The sequence below is a fragment of the Rosenbergiella australiborealis genome (assembly GCF_018494035.1).
Lineage (GTDB): Bacteria > Pseudomonadota > Gammaproteobacteria > Enterobacterales > Enterobacteriaceae > Rosenbergiella > Rosenbergiella australiborealis.
The window spans coordinates 107,133-127,915 of record NZ_JABBFO010000004.1; the positions used below are offsets into that span (position 1 = coordinate 107,133).

Annotated in this window: 19 protein-coding genes; 2 read left to right on the top strand and 17 right to left on the bottom strand. The window is 45.6% G+C overall.

The annotated features are described in order from the left end of the window. Positions 1-7: 7 nt before the first annotated feature. The 6 genes from dinG to pbpG form a co-directional block, all read right to left on the bottom strand. Complete coding sequence (gene dinG, locus HGT73_RS06290; RefSeq protein ID WP_214212814.1) at positions 8-2,185, bottom strand: ATP-dependent DNA helicase DinG; 2,178 nt, start codon at positions 2,183-2,185, stop codon at positions 8-10. A gap of 79 nt (positions 2,186-2,264) precedes the next feature. Beyond that, positions 2,265-2,792, bottom strand: coding sequence for a GNAT family N-acetyltransferase (locus HGT73_RS06295; protein WP_214212815.1), 528 nt, complete (start codon positions 2,790-2,792; stop codon positions 2,265-2,267). A 270-nt stretch (positions 2,793-3,062) separates the two neighbouring features. Then, complete coding sequence (idi, locus tag HGT73_RS06300) at positions 3,063-3,587, bottom strand: isopentenyl-diphosphate Delta-isomerase (RefSeq protein WP_214212816.1); 525 nt, start codon at positions 3,585-3,587, stop codon at positions 3,063-3,065. Positions 3,588-3,691: 104 nt separating this feature from the next. Beyond that, entirely contained in the window at positions 3,692-5,995 is a 2,304-nt protein-coding gene (bglX, locus tag HGT73_RS06305) for a beta-glucosidase BglX (RefSeq protein WP_214212817.1), read from the bottom strand. A 154-nt stretch (positions 5,996-6,149) separates the two neighbouring features. Further along, positions 6,150-8,564: a DUF3772 domain-containing protein gene (locus HGT73_RS06310; protein WP_214212818.1), complete on the bottom strand. Its 2,415-nt coding sequence runs from the start codon at positions 8,562-8,564 to the stop codon at positions 6,150-6,152. A gap of 99 nt (positions 8,565-8,663) precedes the next feature. Then, a complete protein-coding gene (pbpG, locus tag HGT73_RS06315) occupies positions 8,664-9,569 on the bottom strand; it encodes a D-alanyl-D-alanine endopeptidase (RefSeq protein WP_214212819.1) in 906 nt (301 codons plus the stop codon). A 231-nt stretch (positions 9,570-9,800) separates the two neighbouring features. Here pbpG and HGT73_RS06320 point away from each other — a divergent pair, with 231 nt between their 5' ends. Both HGT73_RS06320 and HGT73_RS06325 read left to right on the top strand, forming a co-directional pair. After that, a complete protein-coding gene (locus HGT73_RS06320) occupies positions 9,801-10,379 on the top strand; it encodes a DedA family protein (protein WP_214212820.1) in 579 nt (192 codons plus the stop codon). Positions 10,380-10,526: 147 nt separating this feature from the next. Further along, positions 10,527-11,588, top strand: coding sequence for a L,D-transpeptidase family protein (locus tag HGT73_RS06325; protein WP_214212821.1), 1,062 nt, complete (start codon positions 10,527-10,529; stop codon positions 11,586-11,588). A 40-nt stretch (positions 11,589-11,628) separates the two neighbouring features. Here HGT73_RS06325 and HGT73_RS06330 read toward each other — a convergent pair whose 3' ends face one another. The 11 genes from HGT73_RS06330 to moaA all read right to left on the bottom strand — a co-directional run bounded on the left by HGT73_RS06330 (position 11,629) and on the right by moaA (position 20,742). Beyond that, the gene (locus HGT73_RS06330; protein ID WP_214212822.1) at positions 11,629-12,831 is read right to left on the bottom strand and encodes an MFS transporter; all 1,203 of its coding nucleotides are present in this window, start codon (positions 12,829-12,831) and stop codon (positions 11,629-11,631) included. Between the two features lie 76 nt (positions 12,832-12,907). After that, the gene (gene dusC, locus HGT73_RS06335; RefSeq protein WP_214212823.1) at positions 12,908-13,855 is read right to left on the bottom strand and encodes a tRNA dihydrouridine(16) synthase DusC; all 948 of its coding nucleotides are present in this window, start codon (positions 13,853-13,855) and stop codon (positions 12,908-12,910) included. A 4-nt stretch (positions 13,856-13,859) separates the two neighbouring features. Continuing rightward, the gene (gene rhlE / locus HGT73_RS06340; protein ID WP_214212824.1) at positions 13,860-15,191 is read right to left on the bottom strand and encodes an ATP-dependent RNA helicase RhlE; all 1,332 of its coding nucleotides are present in this window, start codon (positions 15,189-15,191) and stop codon (positions 13,860-13,862) included. 182 nt (positions 15,192-15,373) lie between these two features. Next, complete coding sequence (locus tag HGT73_RS06345; RefSeq protein ID WP_214212825.1) at positions 15,374-15,766, bottom strand: YbhQ family protein; 393 nt, start codon at positions 15,764-15,766, stop codon at positions 15,374-15,376. A gap of 450 nt (positions 15,767-16,216) precedes the next feature. After that, positions 16,217-16,927: a Bax inhibitor-1/YccA family protein gene (locus HGT73_RS06350; protein WP_214212826.1), complete on the bottom strand. Its 711-nt coding sequence runs from the start codon at positions 16,925-16,927 to the stop codon at positions 16,217-16,219. Further along, a complete protein-coding gene (locus tag HGT73_RS06355) occupies positions 16,927-17,988 on the bottom strand; it encodes a DUF1615 domain-containing protein (protein WP_241622256.1) in 1,062 nt (353 codons plus the stop codon). Before HGT73_RS06355 ends, HGT73_RS06350 begins: the two co-directional genes overlap by 1 nt. A gap of 38 nt (positions 17,989-18,026) precedes the next feature. Then, the gene (gene moaE, locus HGT73_RS06360; protein WP_214212827.1) at positions 18,027-18,506 is read right to left on the bottom strand and encodes a molybdopterin synthase catalytic subunit MoaE; all 480 of its coding nucleotides are present in this window, start codon (positions 18,504-18,506) and stop codon (positions 18,027-18,029) included. After that, positions 18,506-18,751, bottom strand: coding sequence for a molybdopterin synthase sulfur carrier subunit (moaD, locus tag HGT73_RS06365; RefSeq protein WP_214212828.1), 246 nt, complete (start codon positions 18,749-18,751; stop codon positions 18,506-18,508). Before moaD ends, moaE begins: the two co-directional genes overlap by 1 nt. Further along, positions 18,744-19,229, bottom strand: a complete 486-nt coding sequence (gene moaC, locus HGT73_RS06370; RefSeq protein WP_214212829.1) for a cyclic pyranopterin monophosphate synthase MoaC — start codon at positions 19,227-19,229, stop codon at positions 18,744-18,746. Before moaC ends, moaD begins: the two co-directional genes overlap by 8 nt. Continuing rightward, on the bottom strand, positions 19,226-19,747 hold the full coding sequence (gene moaB / locus HGT73_RS06375; protein ID WP_214212830.1) for a molybdenum cofactor biosynthesis protein B: 522 nt from the start codon (positions 19,745-19,747) through the stop codon (positions 19,226-19,228). Before moaB ends, moaC begins: the two co-directional genes overlap by 4 nt. Before the next feature lie 14 nt (positions 19,748-19,761). After that, positions 19,762-20,742, bottom strand: a complete 981-nt coding sequence (moaA, locus tag HGT73_RS06380) for a GTP 3',8-cyclase MoaA (protein ID WP_214212831.1) — start codon at positions 20,740-20,742, stop codon at positions 19,762-19,764. Between the last annotated feature and the right edge of the window lie 41 nt (positions 20,743-20,783).

Genomic DNA, 20,783 nt, shown 5'->3' on the forward strand with positions numbered 1-20,783 from the left:
AGTATCTCTATTTTCTCGGCACGCGGCGACCTGTCGCTTTCTTTTTTACTGTTGAAGACCTGCTACTCGCTTTACTCTCAGCAAATGTCGGTTGTTCAATCGGAAAAACCGGTAATGAGGCCAATAATCGACTGCCATAACGACGCGTTATTAACCGTCGATCATAAATAATAATCTCACCATGACAATGATGACTGCGTATTAATCTTCCCACCTGCTGGATTAAGGTAAATGAGGCACTGGGCAGACTTTGGCTCTCAAAAGGATAGCGCTGTTTGCTCTTGAGCCACTCACCTTCCGTTACTATGACAGGACTATCAATGGGTGCAAAAGCAATTTTGTGAATATGTACGGCAGTCAATAGGTCACCTTTAAGATCAAGACCTTCAGCGAAAGACTGTAAGCCGACCAAGATACTTTGCTGACCGGCAAGGACCCGTTCACGATGCAGCTCGATTAACCTTGTACGCGGTTGATCACCTTGCACTAACATCGATAACCGCTTATCCACGAGTAGCATCACGAATTGCTGTAAGGCTCGCATGCTTGAAAAAAGCACTAACACCCCTAAATGGGGTGTAGTCGATAAGGTTTGGCGAAAGATACCGGCCATTTCCTTCAAATGCTCTGCTTCATGCTGAAAATCAGGCTCATACCGCATTTGAGGGATCACCAGCTTACCCTGCTCAGCATGATTAAAGGGGCTATCCAAACAAACAAACCGATCTGTCGCCTTCTCGTTCAACCCGGAAAGTTCTTGAAAACGATTAAAGGTGTTTAGACTCCGAAGCGTCGCCGACGTCAAAATAGTGTGAGGCACTTTTGACCAAAGAATATTTTCAAGTTGGGTGCTGACGCGTATTCCTGCACAATGAAACCAGAGCTGCGGCTTCTCTTCACCCTGCTCAAGCGTTGCCCATTTGGAAACAGGGGCGCCGGAGAGTTGGCGTAAAGCCGCTAGCCGCCATAACTTTGCCTGTGCTTCAAAATGTGCAAAAAATCGGTTGAGTTGTAACATCCCGCGATGGATTCTGACCATATCGGCTTTTCCCGTTTGCTCAGCGAGGAAATTCAGGAGGTTTTCACAAGTCGCTCGAAGTGCATCGTAAAGTTTATAAAGCTGTTCGCACTGTGCATGTAAAGGCTCAGGCAGCTCTCCCATCACAAAACGATGACTGGCTTCTGGGATAGGGTGAAGTAACGGATAAAGTGACTGAGCAAAAGCGTTAAGCAGCTCATCAATCATTTCGCGGTGGGCCACTAATCGCTCTGGTTTTGCCAATGCGGGGGGGGATTTTAGGGTAAATTGTGCACTGATTTGCTCGACCGCTTTAGCGAATAGATCCAATTGCAACGCTAAAGCGGCAGGCGTAATCTCAGCACTGGTTTCTAATGCATCTCGTGCGACATCGGGGAGATGATGCCCTTCATCCATGATAAGGAGAATATCTTTAGCCGGTGGAAGAACAGAATCACTTTCCAGCGCCGCCATCACTAAAGCATGATTAGTGATGACCACATCGACGTTATCAATATCCCGCCGTGCGGTAAAAAATGGGCAATCTTTATACCATTGACAGTGGTGGGCCAAACAGTGTGTTTTATCGGTTGAGAGACGTAACCACAATGCGTCACTAATATTTTCAGGATAATGGTCACGTACCCCATCCCAACTGCCTTTATCCAGCGCCGTTTGTAATTGCTCGCACTGGCGCTGTTCCGCAGGAGTAAGAGTACCAGGAGCTTGACGAGTGAGGGTGTCATCGCCCATCAAATAGAGCAGATCAGGCTGACTATTGTCCCCAGTAAAGTAAAGATTACGCGGGCACACATAACGCCTGCGACCAAAAGCGGTGGTGTAGGTAAGATCAGGAATGAAACTTTTTAGTAAAGGAAGATCTTTTCGATAAATTTGGTCTTGTAATGCTACGTTAGCCGTACTCACTACAAGGGTTTTCTTCTCTTCACGACTCACTGCTATTCCGGGGAGTAAGTAAGAAAGCGTTTTCCCGACACCCGTCGGGGCTTCAATAGCAAGATGGCGCCCGGAATCCCCCGCTAATGTTTTTGCCACTTCCGCCATCATCTGACGCTGTGCAAGGCGAGGGATAAAATCGTCCACACTCCGTTGGAGTTTTTTATACCAATCGCTGATCTGCGTTTTAATTGCTGAAGTAAGTGCCATAACTGCCAATATTTGATTGAAACTGCCTGTATTTTTACACAGTATTCTTTCAACGTCAGTAAATGACCAAACTATTTTATCACTGACTTGATAAGTAAAGCGCCATTAAGGTTGTGGCTTGCAGTTCACCTTCGGTGGAAAGTGCATAATTAGGAATTTCCCCTACCTGCCGCCACCCTAATGATTGGTAAAATGGCACGGTGATATCATTACTTCGAGTATCAAGCAGTAATAATTTTAGCCCTTGCTTTTCTGCCTCATGGGTGACTGACTGCATCAATTTTCGCGCGATCCCTTGACCACGCCACGACGCGCTAACGATAAGTTTAAACACTTCGCCACGGTGTCGACCATTCAATTTCTGACAGACTTCCAGTCCGACTACGCCGACAATATGATTGTCCACAAATGCGCAATAGAGCTGTATATGTCCTGCCGTTAAGCCGTGGTCAATTTGCTGCCAATAATGAGACATTTCCTTAAGCTGCTGCGCTGCATCCGTGAAACCAATACTCGCCCCCAAGCTCACGGCTTCTTGAAGAATCGCGGTAAGTTGTTCGAGGGTTTCAGCTGCAAGAGGGGCTTTTATTTGGGAAATGATCATCATTACCAGCTTAAAAAGGTAAAAACTAGCCATTTATCAACGCTAAAGATAATAGTATTTTCTTATCAATCGTGGTGAAGAGATGGAGACTTTATTGATCACATTGATAAGAGTATGATTTAACGAAATAACGTTGAGACGTCCCTATGAATTCAAAAAAACTCTTTTTTATTATCCTTTTTATCATTATGGCGCTCGGTGGAATTGGCGGCGTGGCGTTAATAGGTTACTCGATTGTTATCGGGAAATAATGTTGAGGGCGCTGACTGCGCCCTAGGCAACTAATGCTAATTGCTTCACGATACGAGGGAATGTCGTTTTAAACCACGGGGTAAATCGTTCTGGGTAAGCGGCCAATTCTTGTTCAATCTCAGGTAATGAAGCGAAGCGATAGTTTTCCGCTTCTTCGGGATTAAGAATAGGTAATTGTTCGGTATACCCCATAAAAATATGCCCATATTCATGCTCGACCAAGCCATCAGTGACCGGCAAGTTGTAGTACGTTTGCGTCACTTTCGTTAAGGTCAATGATAGTCCCATCTCCTCACCCAGGCGTCGTTCAGCGGCATGTTGGGTATTTTCGTTAGGAAACGGATGACCACAGCACGTGTTACTCCATAGACCACCGCAATGGTATTTACTCAACGCACGCTGTTGTAGCATTAATTGCTGTTGTGAATTGAAAACATAGACCGTAATTGCACGATGAAGTAGTCCTTTACGATGCGCTTCTAACTTTTCCATCTTACCTAACGGGTTATCTTGTTCATCGACGAGAATAACTTCAATATTGTCCATACCTTTCATTCCTGCTTTGACTGCATCAAATAGGCTAAGTGTAGCAGTCTTATCGAAAAGAAAGCTGCTTGATCAAACAAGCAGCTTAATTAAAGTGATGCGTTTTATTTCTGATAAGTAAAGGCTTTATCTTCTGTGTGGACAGAATCGGTGCCTATCATCACAATAAATTCACCAGGTTCTGCAACATACTTCATTTCCTGATTCCAGAAGCTTAAGTCATCTTTATCAAGGGTAAAACTCACCGTTTTTGACTCGCCCGGCTGTAGCATCACTTTTTGAAAACCTTTTAGCTCTTTAACAGGACGGCTAATCGAGGCAACAGGATCGCGAAGATAGAGCTGAACGATCGTCGCACCTGCAACTTTCCCGCTATTGGTAACCGTCACTGACGCCACGATTTTCCCATTCGCCATCATCGTGTTTGATGAGAATGTGATCGGCGAAAAGGTAAATTCGGTGTAGCTTAATCCATAGCCAAAAGGATAAAGCGGGCTATTATCAATATCAAAATAGTGCGAGGTGTATTTGTTAGGATGCGTATAATCGTAAGGACGACCTGTCGGTAAATGATTGTAATACAGAGGGAGCTGTCCCACTGAACGTGGGAAAGTCACCGGTAATTTCCCTGAAGGGTTTTTATCGCCAAACAATATATCACTGATAGCGTGTCCCCCTTCGGTGCCACTAAACCACGTTTCTAACACGGCCTCTGCCTGCTGGTCTTGCTGCGTAATATCCAGCGCACGTCCGTTCATTAACACTAAGACAATCGGTTTTCCTGTTGATTTAATCGTATCAATCAATTCACGTTGTGCCTGCGGAATCCGAATATCACTGCGGCTAGAAGCCTCGTGGGCCATACCTTGTGACTCTCCCACCGCCATTACTACGACATCGGCTTTTTTCGCAGTAGCAATGGCTTCATCACGCAATTGCTGAGGACTGCGAGTATCAACTTGAATGGCTGCGTCGTAGAGATTTAAGAAGTCCTGCACTTTCTTGTTATCTGTGATATTTGCGCCCTTGGCATACAGTAACGTGGCTTTACCTGCCACCGCTTCGCGCATACCTTGCAGCAAGGTAATGGATTGTTTGGCAACCCCCGCGGCTGACCAACTGCCCATGATGTCACGTTGGCTATCGGCTAACGGCCCGATTAATGCAATAGTCCCTTGTTTTTTAAGCGGTAAAATATGATGCCAGTTTTTAAGTAATACGATGCTCTGCACCGCAACATCTCTTGCTTGTGCGCGGTGCAGCCGATCTTCAGCGTTGGTATCCTGAGGATCACTGCCCGCAGCGCCAATATGACTGTAGGGATCACGGAATAACCCCATATCATACTTTACGTTCAATACATGGCGAGCGGCATTATCAATTTCAGCCTGAGTTACTGCTCCACTTTTCACTAAGCCAGGCAAATATTGGCTGTAATATTGATCGCTCATACTCATATCAATACCAGCTTTAATGGCGATACGTACTGCATCCGCAGGATCCTTCGCCACACCGTGATTAATCAGTTCTTTAATCGCACCATGATCACTAATGGTGATCCCTTTAAAATGCCACTGATCACGAAGAAGATCGGTTAATAGCCAGTGATTAGCCGTAGCAGGTACACCATTAATAGAATTTAACGAGACCATTACACCACCACTGCCGGCTTGTAAGGCGGCTTTATAAGGCGGTAAATAGTGCTGAAACATTTGCTGAGGGCTCATATCAACACTGTTGTATTCCCTGCCCCCTTCTACAGCCCCATATAAGGCGAAGTGCTTGACACTCGTCATCACAGAGTCACGATCTGCAGGACTTTTTCCCTGCATCGCCTCAACCATGGTTTTACCCATAATTGAGGTAAGATAAGTGTCTTCACCAAATCCTTCTGAGCTTCGACCCCAACGCGGTTCATGACTCACATCGACCATCGGTGCCCATGTCATATTCAATCCATCTTGTGCCGCTTCCAAGGCGGAAATGCGCCCTACTGTGCTAACGGCTTGAGTATCCCAACTTGCTGCGAGTCCGAGGGGAATAGGAAAGATGGTGCGCTGTCCATGAACAACATCATAGGCAAAGAATAAGGGAATTTTCAGACGACTAAGTTGCATCACTTGGTCTTGCATGATGCGAATATCCGGACGTGTGACCGTATTAAAGATCGCCCCCACTTGCCCTTTTTCAATCATCTCTTTCACTGCCGATTTAGGCGTATCCGGCCCAACACTGATCAGTCGTAGTTGCCCAATTTTTTCGTCCAGCGTCATTTTTTTAAGCAGAGATGAGACGTATTGATCCCGTTGGCTAGTATTGGGTTTTATGGGCGTTGGAGGCTCTGCAAAGAGCGTTGCTGAAAAAAGCGCTATAGGTAACACAAAACTTCGTGGAAACATCGATTTCATTAACAATTCTCTTTGAGATAGAAACCACCAGTGTTGCGCTGATGGAAGAAGATGATTGAGTAATGATAATGTCAGAATCTTGTAAAAAAGAGAAAAAAATTTAAGAGCGGCACGCGCTTAAGCGTTGTGCCACTCTTACTGATTATGACGATCGTTAAGGGTTGTCGCTCTCTAAGGGTTTTTGCTCAATCACCATCGTTTGCGGCGAAGAGAGCGCTATACGCGCTTCACGTAATCTGACCAACACCTCAAACAGCAGCTCACTGCGTGTCGAGGAGATTAAGCGCTGTGAACTGACATTACCCGTGACACTTAACAAAATACCTTGGGCAGAGAGGTCTTTAAAGCTCACAGAAGGCGCAGGAGTATCTAAGATTTTATCATTATCAGCAAAGGCGCCTAATAAAATTTCCTTCACTTTTACCGGATCAATATCCAATGGAAACGTTAAAGGAATGGTCACAACGCCTTGTGCATTACCCATTGTAGCGTTACGCACATTTTGGGAGATAAATTGTGAGTTAGGTACAATTACTGTCGATTTATCCGTTAACAATATTTCAGTAGCACGAACATTAATACGACGAATGTCCCCTTCTATTCCACTGATCGTAACAAGATCACCGACCTTCACTGGACGTTCCGTCAAAAGAATAAGTCCTGAGATAAAGTTTTTAACAATCTCTTGAAGACCAAAACCGATCCCTACTGACAGTGCGCTGACGATCCAAGCCAGTTTATTCCATTGCACACCAATGGCTGACAACGTCATCAATAGGACTAATACAAAGCCAATATTACTAAATAAGGTGACCAGTGACACTCGCATACCATCATCCATCGTGGTCTGCGGTAAGAAATCACTGTCCAACCAATTGCGTATCGAACGGACAACGTAAATCCCAGCAATAAAGGTGACAAGAGCCATAATCACATGCGAGGGGACTAAGTTGAGTTTTTCTAATCCACGTCCTGCAAAAAAGTCGATAATACGACTGAGAATTTCACTAGGACTTGATGAAGAGATCGTGCCATTCATCAATAATAAAATCAGCATGATGATCAGCGCTGACTTAAATAGCCCAGAGAATAGACTGCCCAATTGCAGTAAGGTTTTTTCACTTAAATTCAGTGAACGGATGACGAGTTTTCCTGGGGCGCTGTTCGTCGAAAATATAACCTGACAACTATCGATAACTAACGCATGGAGGAAATAAAAGGTACTAAATAAAATACCTACCCAAATAACCTCATAGCTTAAATAGCGGGCTAGACCGACATAACCAATCACTAAACAGATAAGAATAATAATGCCAGTCAAAATCAGCGCAATATCCACCAGCCCGGCAATACGCGAACGCTCAACGTCTTCACCTTTTACCGTAATTTCCCGGCGAATGCGTCGTGTCCGTATGACCATCATCAGACAGAGTAGAGCAATTAAGAGTGCCGTTAGCCCATTACCGAATATTGTCGTATTAACACTGGTTTCTATAGCCCGATTGAAGGCCTCTAATCCTTGAAAGATAAACACCAATGTTGCCACAACAATCGGGAAAGGTTTTAACGCCTTCGCTAAATCGTCATTAATGACGGGTAAACGCCAACTCGGACGACGCGTCGAAAGGAATGCACGCCCTAGCCCTGCAATGAGTCCAGCGAGAACGCTCTGAAACACGAGACTTGACACCAAATCACTGACATCGTCGGCCACGTCCGGATGACGAGCAAAAGCTAAAGCGAGAAAGTTACAACAAAGCGTAATTGCTAACAGTGTTGTTACCGCAATGGCACAGGCTAAAAAGCTACGGCGCAGTCGACCTTCGGACAGTTTATTGATACTTACCCAAGCTAAAAACTCTTCCATATAGCGACGGCCGAGGGCCATCACCAGTACCGCGGCAATAAACCACATGACGGTACCAAAGCGATAGCCGGGCGAGAAAGAGAGAAGAACGCTTTGCTTAAGATCATCCGCGAAAGCAACAATTTTTGGCCCATCAATGGGATTGTTGTAAAGCGGTTGCCAGAATTTAGCCGATAACACACTCCCCGTGTTTAGACTCACTTGGTTTTTTAAACGGTCACGCCGTAAATTAAGAATTTGTGAGGAAAGAACGTTAACACCATTTTGTAACGCATTCGCTTGTTTAATTTGATCATCTAAACGGGCTTTTTGCGCCAATAATTGACGCCTTTTGGTTGTGACATCAGCCGTCTCTTTTACTCCACTCCCTGGTTGAGGAGCGGGACCCAGTACGGCAAGTTGGGCATCGACCTGTTGGCTTTGCGGAACGAGGCTTTGTACTAAAGTGTTAGCATTTTCACCAAGCTCAACCGCCATATCATTCAGTTCACCTAGCTGAGTCTCATCCGTGACATCTGAAACTTGCCCTTTGATTTTATCCAAGACTACTTGCATCTTAGGTAATTCAACCGCGGGATCTACCTGAGTTGCTGAAGAACTACTGCTCTGATCAGTGTTATCATCCGCCATCACTGCGGTAAGCGGTGCCCATAATGCAAACAGTATGCAGAGTAACGTTGAGACTTTTTTGAAACTACTCATAGATATTCCTAAATTTCTTAACTAGAGTCGCTACTACCAAGTATAGGAAGGGGTGACCTTTATGCCCACAAACACGGTCACCGAGAATAGCTAAAGGTCTTATTCAGTGTCGGCTTTATAAGCCAATGCTGCCGCCGGTACGGGAGCGGCTTTTCCTGTCTCTAACCAGCTACGAATACGGTTAGCATCAGCAAAATGGGTATACTTACCAAAAGCATCTAAAATAACTAATGCCACTGGCCGCCCATTAATCACGGTACGCATTGCTAAACAATGCCCAGCTTGGTCGGTATAACCGGTTTTCGTTAGTGCAATTTGCCACGTCTTATTATAGATAAGATGATTCGTGTTGCGGAAAGGTAGCGTGTAGCGCGGCTGTTGGAAGGAGGCTGTCGTTTCCTGAGTGGTACTCAATTGTCCTATCAACGGATAGTCACGGGTTGCTTTCAATAATTTAATTAAATCTTGTGCATCAGACACATTATGAATCGATAACCCGGTCGGTTCGACATAATGAGTATGCGTCATACCCAATGCACGCGCCTTCGCATTCATTGCTTGGATAAAAGCGGGATATCCACCGCGATAATTGGCGGCAAGGCTGGCTGCTGCACGATTTTCTGAAGACATCAGCGCCAGTAGCATCATTTCCCGTCGGCTAATTTGGCTATTTACTTTGACGCGAGAAAATACCCCCCGCATTTCCGCCGTTTGATGGATATCAACCGTCAACAGCTCATCAAGAGGTTGCTTCGCATCTAAAGCGACCATTACCGTCATTAATTTTGTTAGCGATGCGATAGGCCTCACACGATCAGGGTGTAGCGAAAAAATCACCGCATTGGTTTTTAAATCGACTACCATCGCGCTGCCCGAAGCAATCTGCGGTTGAACTAATCGATTCTCGTGGCTTGCACTATACTTACTCGGAGTCACCTTCGCTGACACGGAAGAGCAACACATTAAAAATACTGCGAGGATGTAATGATGGCGTTTTACTGGCATTTTTCGTCTATTATTGTCAAAGTCAATTTTCTGTATGCAATACAGGCTGCAATATTCCTAAAAGGGATTCGCTGGCGACAGCATCATACGCGGTACGGCACAGAAAAAGCTAAGTCTGTTTATTGATTTACTCACGTATTTGTAAAAAAATCTGTCAACACTGAAAAAATGACATCATTGATAGCCAACATGATGATAAAAAGGCTATTTCACTAACTTTAGGACTCTATTTTGTCTATCGATATACACACACTTATCTCTCATTACGGCTACCTTGCACTGGTTGTCGGTTGTATGGCCGAAGGCGAAACGTTTGTTCTGCTTGGGGGGATTGCCGCTCATGAAGGGTTATTACATCTTTACTGGGTGATCGCAGCCTCGATGTTGGGTGGCATCATTGGTGACCAAATTCTTTTCTTTCTTGGCTGGCGTTACGGCACAAAATTCCTACATAAATTCGAGAAACAGCAAAGTAAGATCGATAAGGCTAATAAACTTATCCATCGACATCCCGCGCTCTTTGTTATTGGCGCTCGATTTATGTACGGCTTTCGTATTATTGGGCCTATTATTATTGGTTCGAGCGGCTTGCATGCCTGGCTATTCGTGTTATTAAACGTGATTGGTGCGGCGCTTTGGGCCAGTCTGTTCGCCAGTCTCGGGTTTTATGCAGGAAAAGTGATTACCCCTTGGCTGAGTCGAATTGAAGGTTATCTTGAACCGATATTGTGGATTGTTGCGGCAGCGCTAGTGATTTGGGGCGCTTGGACGTTGATCCAATGGTTGAGAACACGTCAACCTACAAAATAACGACCAGAAATATCAGAATATTTATCTGAAATTAAAAAGCAGATGTTCATTCAACAGATCTGCACATATACTAGGCGCAAGGTTGAAAGTGATTCAACCTATTACTTTGTTCACGTCATCGTTAATCAGGTTTAAGCCATACATTTTATGAAAAAAAGCATCCGCGCGTTGATCTCTGCTGCCATGACTGTTGCAGCTTTTTCTCAGACTGCACAGGCGGTGGTATATCCGCTTCCGGCGGCCAACAGTAGTATTACTGGTGAGAATCTCGAAGTCTCTATTCCTACTGACAGCAGGCTACCGCTGGAAGCTTTTGCGGCACAATATGAGATGGGACTGAGTAATATCTTGGAGGCGAATCCCGGTATCGATGTCTATCTTCCGAAGGCCGGCTCTAACTTAATTATTCCACAGCAATTGATCCTACCTGACGCCCCTCGGGAAGGCATTGTCGTTAACAGTGCTGAAATGCGCCTCTATTACTTTCCAAAAGGGAGCAATACTGTCGTCGTACTGCCGATTGGTATTGGGCAATTAGGGAAAGATACCCCTCTGGATTGGGTAACCAAGGTTGAGAGCAAACGTCCTTTCCCAACATGGACACCTACCGCTAAAATGCATGAAGAATACGCGGAAAACGGAAAAAATTTACCGACTATTTTCCCTGCTGGTCCTGATAACCCGATGGGCTTATATGCGCTGTATATTGGTAAGATGTTTGCGATTCACGGAACCAATGCTGATTTCGGTATTGGATTACGCGTTAGCCACGGTTGTGTGCGTCTGCGTGGACAAGATATTAAGTGGTTATTTGAACACGTGCCGGTCGGCACCCGCGTCCAATTTGTTAATCAGCCAGTGAAAGCGGCTGTAGAGCCTGACGGTTCACGTTACCTTGAAGTGCATAACCCGCTTTCCACAACTGAAGAACAATTTAGTTCTAATGCGATAGTTCCTATCACCTTACCTGCATCGGTAAGTAAGCTGCTATCTGATCCTAGCGTCAATCAAGATGTCGTCAACCAAGTGTTGAAGAATCGTTCCGGTATGCCGGTTAAAGTGAACGGGGTTGCCGAGGCACATGCCAATGCTCCCCTGCCTGTTACTGAACAGAGCGACGCTCAACCTAGCGAGACACCTGACTCTAATTTCTCGGCTAAAGGGGCAAGCGATTCGGCCATTACTCAGCCACCGCCTGTTGAAGAATAATCCCCAATTAGGCCACAGCTCTTGTTGTGGCCTCCCTTCCCTACTCCGTTGACGTTACCCGACGATGATTGCTCAGCAGTAAATAGGTGACTAATACCGCTCCGAGACAAACCATCATTGCAGCGGCCAAATAAATAGTCCGTATCCCCGTGTGATTCATCAATAACCCTGCAACAGGTCCAGTCAGCCCTAATGCTAGATCGAGGAAGGCTGAATAAGTGCCTAATGCCGAGCCTTTGCTTTGTTCACTGACTTTTCGGACAGCCTCAACCCCCAGTGCTGGGAAAACTAATGAAAAGCCGGCTCCAGTGAGGAATGCGCCAATATCAGCCCAAAATACGCTTTCTGCATGCCATAGAAAAAATAACCCAATGGCTTCTGTCAATAAACAGCCTAAAGAAACCATTAATCCACCGAAACGCGTGATCATATTACTGAAGAGAAAACGGGAGAGTACGAAACCGAGGCTGTATAAACTTAAAGTTAAAGCGGCACCTTGCCAACCACGGCTCGAAAAATAGAGCGTAATAAACGTAGCAATCACCCCAAACCCTAACGTGCCTAATGCCAGCCCTAAGCCATAGGGAGTGACCAATCCCAAGACTTGGCGAAATGGTAACCGCGGTGCAGTTAACGTTATTGAAATATCAGCCTTACTGCGCGCGAATATAAAGCCGGATATGCCCATTACTAGCACTAATCCAGCAAAACCGCTAATGCCTAACCATTGATTAAGCATGACCCCAAAGGGTGCCCCTACAGCCATAGCAAAATAGGTTGCAACGCCATTCCAAGAGATCACTCGCGCAGTATGTACCGACCCCACTAAGTTCATTCCCCACAAGGTCGCACCGGTGCTGCTGAAACTTTCGCCAACACCTAGGAAAATTCGCCCAAAAATAAGCAGCGACAGACTGACTAGAGGATAACTGGCAAACAGTGCCGCGAGAATTGTCATTAAACCACTCAGCCCACATAACACCATGCCCAGCATAACGACTTTTTTCGGCCCAAAAAGATCCGCCAGCTTGCCACTCTGTGGTCGACTAATCAGTGTCGCAAAGTATTGCAGGCTGATAATCAATCCAGAAATAAAAGGTGAATACCCTAGCTGTTGATGAACAAATCCGGGAAGTACGGCAAGAGGGAGTCCAACGGAAAGATAACAAAAGAACGTAAAAATCATCACCGATAAAATACGTTGATTTAATTGACCACGTGTCGGTTGATTTTGCTGAAGCATACTCACACCAATAAAGAAATAGGAATATCTTCAGCATAGCATATACCCATTACGCGGTTAGATTATTAGGTTAACTTTATGTTAACCTTGTTAATTCTTTATTAATTTCCTGAGCAATGGCTGAAGAATGTGTTAGTGGGCGAATATGTCTGAAGAGTTCATCGGCCTGCGGATAAGATTTCTTTAAATAGCCCAACCACTGTTTGATACGTGCAACATGGTACATCCCCGTATCACCCTGCTTTTCAAGATCACAATAATTCCCCAACAGTGCGACCACTTCTGGCCAAGGCATTGGCGGATGATTATATTTGATCATTTTACTGAGATTAGGAATATGTAGGGCACCTCGCCCAACCATCACATCAGTACAGCCGGTTGTCCTAATACAGGCCTGAGCGGAGGCCCAATCCCAAATCTCACCATTTGCAATCACCGGAATAGTGAGTCGTTGGCGAATTTGTGCAATCGCCGACCAATTTATGGCCTCAGCACGATAACCGTCTTGTTTGGTTCTACCGTGAATGACAATTTCACTCGCCCCTGCTTGTGCGACTGCATCAGCAATTTCATAACTATGATCGATGGAGTCCCATCCTAAACGCACCTTAACCGTAACCGGTAAAGCGTGCGGTACGGCTTGACGCATCGCCTTTGCCGCATGATAAATTAATTCAGGATCTTTTAGTAAAGAGGCTCCCCCACCGCTCCCATTCACCGTTTTTGACGGACAGCCGCAGTTAAGATCAACGCCCCAAGAACCCAGTTCAACGGCTCTCTGTGCATTTTCCGCTAACCATTGGGGGTGCTGGCCAAGCAGCTGTAGACGGACTAAGGTACCGGAGGGGGTACGACTCTGATGAGCGAGTTCAGGGCACAAACGATAAAAAGACTTTATCGGCAGTCGTTGATCGACAACCCGTAAAAATTCGGTCACACAGAGATCGTAATCATTGACCTTAGTCAGGAGTTCCCTGACTAAGGCATCTAATACCCCTTCCATGGGGGCTAACAGAACACGCATCGGACTAGCGTTGGCCTTGGGGCTTTTTCACCGCAGGTTTTGCCGCGGAGCTATTTCCTGAACGAGCACGTGGTGAATGTTGACCTTGAGGACGACCTTGACCACGGGAAGCACCGTTATCAGAACGACCACCTCGTCCAGGCCCCTGACCTCGCCCACCTTGACGGCCGTTTTGGATAGGCTCAGCTTTAATGGACGGATCGGGCTCATAACCAGGAATAGCCAAGCGTGGGATCTCTTTTTTCAGCAATTTTTCGATATCGCGCAAAAGTTTGTGCTCGTCGACACATACTAAGGATAACGCTGAACCGCTTGCTGCCGCCCGACCTGTACGGCCAATACGGTGAACATAATCTTCTGCAACGTTAGGCAGTTCATAGTTAACCACATGCGGTAGCTCTTCAATATCGATACCCCGTGCCGCAATGTCTGTCGCGACTAAGACTCGAACATCACCGGTTTTAAAGTTATCCAATGCACGAGTCCGCGCACCTTGACTTTTATTACCGTGAATCGCAGCAGCCGTAATACCATCTTTATTAAGCTGTTCCGCCAGATGATTCGCACCATGTTTAGTACGCGTGAAGACTAAAACTTGTTGCCAATTCTCTTTTCCAATCAAATAAGACAGCAACTCACGCTTACGTTTTTTATCGATAAAATGGACCTGTTGTGACACTTGCTCTGAGGCCGTATTGCGGCGCGCAACTTCAACCAATTTAGGGCGATCCAATAATTTTTCCGCTAACGCTTTAATTTCATCAGAAAACGTAGCTGAGAACAGTAAATTTTGACGACGAGCAGGCAATTTAGCGAGGATACGGCGAATATCATGAATAAAGCCCATATCTAACATACGGTCAGCTTCATCCAACACCAGAATTTCAATATTAGAAAGTTGTACCGCATTCTGATGGACTAAATCCAGTAAGCGTCCTGGAGTGGCGACAAGGATATCCACCCCCCCGCGTAACTTCATCATTTGTGGGTTAATACTCACACCACCAAAGACAACCAGTGAACGCAGTTTAAGATAACGGCTATAGTTTTGGACATTTTCACCCACCTGCGCGGCCAATTCGCGTGTTGGCGTTAAAATTAACGCCCGCACCGGCCTACGACCTTTGATCGGTGTTTCATCCGCAGCAAGGCGATGTAACAACGGCAAAGTAAATCCGGCTGTTTTGCCTGTTCCGGTTTGTGCGCTGGCTAATAAATCATCCCCTGCCAGTACAATAGGAATCGCTTGTTGTTGGATTGGCGTAGGGGTAGTGTAGCCCTGTTCATTCACAGCACGCAAAATCTCGGCATGTAAACCGAGTGAATCGAAAGTCATGGGGTATTGCTCCAGGGACGCCCTGACCGTCTTTTCACGGTGCAGTTTTCAGGGGGGAAGTGTCACTAATTTCAAAGAGATCGACGCAAAACTACAATGCGATAAGTAAGAGGCAGTGTATCAGACTTTATGACCTACTGCGAGCGGGTTAATAGGCCAGTCGATTGACTGGCCTAGGGCGATTAGCTGCGTTTTTTCTCAACCTGTTGGTGGGAGCCTTTGGCTAATAGAGAAAAAAGTGCGGGTCCGATAAGTACCGCCACACCTAATCCACAAATCAGTAGCGGATTGTGCAATACACGAGAGAATAAGAAGAGCGAAAGCATTGCCGCACCAAAATAGTAAGTGGTTGAGGCTTCTTCCAAGTAGTCTCTCACAGCGCGTAAGCGCGTGACATTTTGCGTAATAAGCATCGCTAACAGCAAAACGACGTAAGTTGCGACCAATCCGGCACTGACTTCAACTAACAATTTGTGTTTAAAACCCCAAATTAATGAAGCCGCGATCGTTAAATGCATCGCGATATGAAAACACGTTTGCCCAGTGACAATCTGAACACGGTTAGACCATTTCATAGTTATCTCCTAGTTATACTCACGATAGAACAAAGCACCCTATCGCCAGTAACTGTTTTCCAATCCAAATCTAAAAAAGTCGGGCGCCGAATCCAGAATGGATGGCTGTACTCCCCCTCCTTTTCTTCAGAAAATTCTGTAAGAAAACAGGTTCAGTCTGCCACAAGTTTTCAGAAATATCATGTTTTGTTTCAAACTAGGATATTAATTAGCGGATAATACTGCAAATAACCATTAAATCGGCACAAATCAGAGTAATATATTAAATCCATTCTTAAGAAGAATAATGGGCTTTTCTTGGCGAGGGAAAAAATAGTTTTTATTTTTAATCAATGAGTTATTGAGTAATAAACGCGACACACGGGCAGCTTTATCGCCGAATCGACGGCTGTTTTTTTACACAAAAAAAAGAGGGGAACTCCCCTCTTTTCACGATTATCGACTATTCTCCTAACGCCTATCACCAAAAATGCGTAATAACATCATGAAAAGGTTGATAAAATCTAAGTAAAGGGTTAATGCACCAACAATACTATAGCGGCGTAAATTTGTTTTATCTGTGGCATCAATATTTTCACCAAGCTGGCGGAGTTTTTGCGTGTCATAGGCGGTTAAACCAACAAAAACCACTACGCCGATATAAGTAATCGCCCACATCAATGCCGTGCTTTTTAACCAATAATTAACCAGTGATGCGATCAATATTCCAATCAGCGCCATGAACAATAAACTTCCCAGCTTACTAAGATCACGCTTGGTTACGGCGCCATAAAATGTCATGGCACCAAACATCCCCGCCGTGACCACAAAGGTGCTGGCGATAGACGAGTAGGTGAAAGCAAGAAAGATACTGGCCATCGTTAAACCGGTAAGTACTGAGTAGAGCATAAAGAGGCCGGTCGCGAGCGCTGCACTCATTTTATGCACTAACCCTGACAGGACAAAAACAACCGCCAACTGGGCAATAATCAAGCCAAAAAAGGTAATTCGACTGGAGAAAATGGCTTCCATTACCGCGGGGGTTCTTGCGGCGAACCAACTAACAAAGGCAGTTAATAATAAACCGGTCGTCATCCAGCCATAGACTTGCGTCATATAGGCCTGCACGCGACTGGCTGACGAGGTTTGACCCAAAGATGTCGGACGTTGATAACTCTCCATTACTCCCTCCTAGATTGAAGTAAACAATTTTGATAACGTTGGTTTACACGCTGTGCAAACCAAGCGGTAGTCAGGTTCCGTGAAATTTTCGGGCTCTGTAAGGTGATACCCGGTAATCGTTCATGAGGCCAACGTTGACCACGTTTTTTATCCGCGGCCGCAAAAACCTGCTTCCATAACGGGCTTTGTTCAAACGCTATTGACTGCCCAAGCATTAATTGTTGATGAATATTTTGCTGGCTCAACTGCAGTGTAAAGCCAATTGACCGTATCGCCAACTCAGTTTGGCTGGGCTTATCATCCTGATAATTAATCAGATCGCCGTCCAAAACCAAGGGAACACCACTTAGGTACGCGACTGCTGCTTGAAATGCAGCATTTCGACTGGCATACCACCCCGCATTATAATCAGCAAATCGATATAATGGCACAGTATAGTTTGCCGGGTAACCCAATAGGTGCAATGCCCCAAAATAGACGCCGCCACGTTGTGACAAGACCTCTTTACGGATACTGTTTCCCTTTTTATAAGGGTAGTTTTCCGCATGCTGTTCTGCAAAAGCAATACTGACTTGCATCGGCCCGCCGGTATGAATCGGATTAAAGCGCCCGAGCAATTGTTGACCAAGCGGGACGGTGTTGATTAAGTCATCATAAATATCACTCAGTTCCCGTTCGCTACGTACATGGTCTAGACGCTCAGCATAGCTTTTCCCCGTCGGTGACGTCACACTTAGCGCCGTTCGTACCACAAACGCTGGAATATGTAAGGCAGCAGCACGACGGTCAATCTCCTGCCAAGCAATATGGGGTAGACCTGCGACCGGAGCATCAGCATTAAAATTGGACTCTTGACCCGCGATTGCGATAACGGAACAAAGGTTACTGACACTGGTTTCTAACTTTTGATGGGTAAATGCCTGATAAATATCTTCCGACCACGCTGTTTTGTTCGAGACAGTAGCAGGGAGTAGCTGTTTAATCTGCGTAGTGACAGCGACTTTAGGTCGGGGGGCTGGTGTCGGTGAAGGCGCAGAGCAACTTGTCAGTAGCACTCCCATCACCGCGATAACTGGATATTGCAATCCTTGCAATATTTTCACGACGATGTGCCCTTTTCTCGCCATTTTTGCGGTGCAATCAAGTCTTGTGGGGTTGGGGATAGCCATTGCGTACCTTTTTCCGTCTCTTCGCGTTTCCAAAAAGGGGCCTGGCTTTTCAATATATCCATAATAAATTCGGCGGCCATAAAGGCCGCATGGCGGTGAGCGGCACTAACAACCACTAATACTATCTCTTCACCAAGTGAAAACGTACCGACACGATGGATGATAGTAATATGGTTAACCGCAAAACGACCTCTGGCTTCTTGTGCCAGATCCCCTAAGACACGTTCAGTCATGCCTGGGTAATGTTCTAAAGTCAGCCGATTGACCGCTTGGCCTAAGTTCATGTCACGCACTTTTCCAACAAAGAAAACCAGTGCTCCGTCTTGGTGGTCACTCGCCACCGAGCGGTACTCTTTATCAACGGAAAAAAGGTCCGGGGTGACACGTATCAGGGTTTGCTGTGGCATCATTACCCTCCCGTCACTGGCGGGAAAAAGGCGACTTCATCACCGCTTTGCAAGGGATGTGAAAATGAACATATTTCTTGATTGACCGCAACCAGTAATCGCCCATCGGCCAGTGCGAGCTCCCAACGCTTCCCTCGTTGTTGTAATGTGCGACGCAGTTGCTCAACGTCGGTAAATGTTTGGTCCAGCATTAACATTCCACACTCGACCAGCTCTCGCGTTTGTGCGAAAAATAAGACTTTAATCATTAGTGCCTACCTGATAGTCACCGGATTTACCCCCACGTTTCTCCACCAAACGGATACTTTCAATAACCATATCCTTTTGCACCGCTTTACACATATCATAAAGCGTTAATGCCGCCACCGATGCTGCCGTCAGCGCTTCCATCTCAACCCCAGTTTGCCCAGTTAACCGGCATAATGTTTCGATATGAATACGACTTGGTTCATTAAGAGCGGTAATCGTGACTTCAACCTTACTGAGCATCAAAGGATGACAAAGAGGAATAAGATCCGACGTTTTTTTCGCTGCTTGGATCCCTGCAATTCGCGCAACCGCAAAAACATCCCCCTTAGGGTGTTTACCTTGCATGATTAGCGCAAGTGTTTGTTCACTTAGTACAACGAATGCTTCTGCTCGAGCTTGACGTAATGTCATCGATTTATCAGAAACATCGACCATATTCGCCTCTCCGGCGTGATTAAGATGGGATAACGAGTTCATTCTTTTACTTTTTTTAGTTGTGAAACAAAATTACAGGGTTTGGTACTGGCATCTAATTGCGTATCGATGATCTGTTCCCAAGCCAGTTGGCAGGCAGAGGTTGATCCGGGAAAAGCGAATATTACCGTTTTATTGGCTAGGCCTGCGATGGCACGAGATTGCAAGGTTGACTGTTGAATCTGCTCAAAAGAAAGCATTCTAAATAATTCGCCAAAGCCATTAATTTCCTTATCAAATAAGGGTATCAATGCTTCAGGTGTCGAATTTTGCTCGTGAAACCCAGTTCCGCCATTCACTAAAACGACTTGAAGGTGTTCGCTCGCAATGGCTTGAGACACTATTGCCCGTAAGGCGTAACGATTATCTGGGCATATCGAGCGTTCGCTCACACGATGCCCCGCTAACTCAACCGCCTGCTGAAGATAGTCACCTGAGGTGTCGTTATCTTGCGTGCGATGATTCGATACAGTAATAATCGCAATATTTAATGACGGTTTTTTTTCGTGTTGCTCACCCATTTCGACTCCTAAAATTAACCACCAATATACGAAAGATTACGCGCCAGACCCGTCATTCCTTGATGAAGAAAATGCGTCTGTTTCTTTTCTATCAGACTGATACGAATACGTTCTTGCAATGCAGTTTGTTGCGTATCGGATTGTAGTAAATCACGCAGTGTGATGCCGTTCTCACCGAATAAACAGAGATGCAATTGTCCTATTGCTGACACCCGTAAACGGTTACAACTCTCACAAAAATGTTTGTCATAGGGCATAATCAGTCCGATTTCACCTTGATAATCTGGATGACTAAAAATTTGTGCGGGACCCGCTTCTGGCTCGCTAGCCCTGCGTTGCCACCCCATTGCGAGTAATTGACCACGAATTTGCTCGCCAGAGAGGTGATGCTGATTAAAATAGTGACTTCCCTCTCCCGTCTCCATCAGCTCAATAAAACGTAACTGTATTGAGCGATACTTAATCCATGCTAAGAAAGTCGGCAATTGTTGCGTGAGGTGCTTCATCAGCACCACATTGATTTTGACGGTTGGAAAACCAGCGTCAAAGCAAGCATCAATACCCGCCATCACCTCTTGAAACTTGTTCTGTCCAGTAATTTGTTGGAACTGACGTGCATCTAAGCTATCCAAACTCACGTTCACCGAGGTTAAACCGGCCATGCGCCAATTAGCAGCCTCTTTCGCTAATCGATAGCCGTTAGTCGTCATCGCTATCTGTTTAATTGCTGGTTGGTCATGAATCGCGGTAATGATCTCAGTGAAGTCCCTGCGCATTGATGGCTCACCGCCAGTTAAGCGAATTTTAGAGGTTCCCAACTCCCCGAAGGCCTGTGCGACCCGAGAAATTTCGTCTACAGAGAGAAACGCTGAACGTTCTTTATTGGGTTTATAGCCATCGGGTAGGCAATACGTGCAACGGAAATTACAGACATCAGTAATTGAGAGACGTAGATAGTAAAATTTTCGTTGGAAAGTATCAGCTAAAGGTAACAAAGGGGTGCCTCTTCAACGGTTCGCGATTGGGATATCATTCA

What these genes read in the sequence shown, in the direction of transcription:
- dinG (WP_214212814.1), bottom strand. Translation starts at nt 2,185, where the DNA reads ATGGCACTTACTTCAGCAATTAAAACGCAGATCAGCGATTGGTATAAA.
- HGT73_RS06295 (WP_214212815.1), bottom strand. Translation starts at nt 2,792, where the DNA reads ATGATGATCATTTCCCAAATAAAAGCCCCTCTTGCAGCTGAAACCCTC.
- idi (WP_214212816.1), bottom strand. Translation starts at nt 3,587, where the DNA reads ATGGACAATATTGAAGTTATTCTCGTCGATGAACAAGATAACCCGTTA.
- bglX (WP_214212817.1), bottom strand. Translation starts at nt 5,995, where the DNA reads ATGAAATCGATGTTTCCACGAAGTTTTGTGTTACCTATAGCGCTTTTT.
- HGT73_RS06310 (WP_214212818.1), bottom strand. Translation starts at nt 8,564, where the DNA reads ATGAGTAGTTTCAAAAAAGTCTCAACGTTACTCTGCATACTGTTTGCA.
- pbpG (WP_214212819.1), bottom strand. Translation starts at nt 9,569, where the DNA reads ATGCCAGTAAAACGCCATCATTACATCCTCGCAGTATTTTTAATGTGT.
- HGT73_RS06325 (WP_214212821.1), top strand. Translation starts at nt 10,527, where the DNA reads ATGAAAAAAAGCATCCGCGCGTTGATCTCTGCTGCCATGACTGTTGCA.
- HGT73_RS06330 (WP_214212822.1), bottom strand. Translation starts at nt 12,831, where the DNA reads ATGCTTCAGCAAAATCAACCGACACGTGGTCAATTAAATCAACGTATT.
- dusC (WP_214212823.1), bottom strand. Translation starts at nt 13,855, where the DNA reads ATGCGTGTTCTGTTAGCCCCCATGGAAGGGGTATTAGATGCCTTAGTC.
- rhlE (WP_214212824.1), bottom strand. Translation starts at nt 15,191, where the DNA reads ATGACTTTCGATTCACTCGGTTTACATGCCGAGATTTTGCGTGCTGTG.
- HGT73_RS06345 (WP_214212825.1), bottom strand. Translation starts at nt 15,766, where the DNA reads ATGAAATGGTCTAACCGTGTTCAGATTGTCACTGGGCAAACGTGTTTT.
- HGT73_RS06350 (WP_214212826.1), bottom strand. Translation starts at nt 16,927, where the DNA reads ATGGAGAGTTATCAACGTCCGACATCTTTGGGTCAAACCTCGTCAGCC.
- HGT73_RS06355 (WP_241622256.1), bottom strand. Translation starts at nt 17,988, where the DNA reads ATGGGAGTGCTACTGACAAGTTGCTCTGCGCCTTCACCGACACCAGCC.
- moaE (WP_214212827.1), bottom strand. Translation starts at nt 18,506, where the DNA reads ATGATGCCACAGCAAACCCTGATACGTGTCACCCCGGACCTTTTTTCC.
- moaD (WP_214212828.1), bottom strand. Translation starts at nt 18,751, where the DNA reads ATGATTAAAGTCTTATTTTTCGCACAAACGCGAGAGCTGGTCGAGTGT.
- moaC (WP_214212829.1), bottom strand. Translation starts at nt 19,229, where the DNA reads ATGAACTCGTTATCCCATCTTAATCACGCCGGAGAGGCGAATATGGTC.
- moaB (WP_214212830.1), bottom strand. Translation starts at nt 19,747, where the DNA reads ATGGGTGAGCAACACGAAAAAAAACCGTCATTAAATATTGCGATTATT.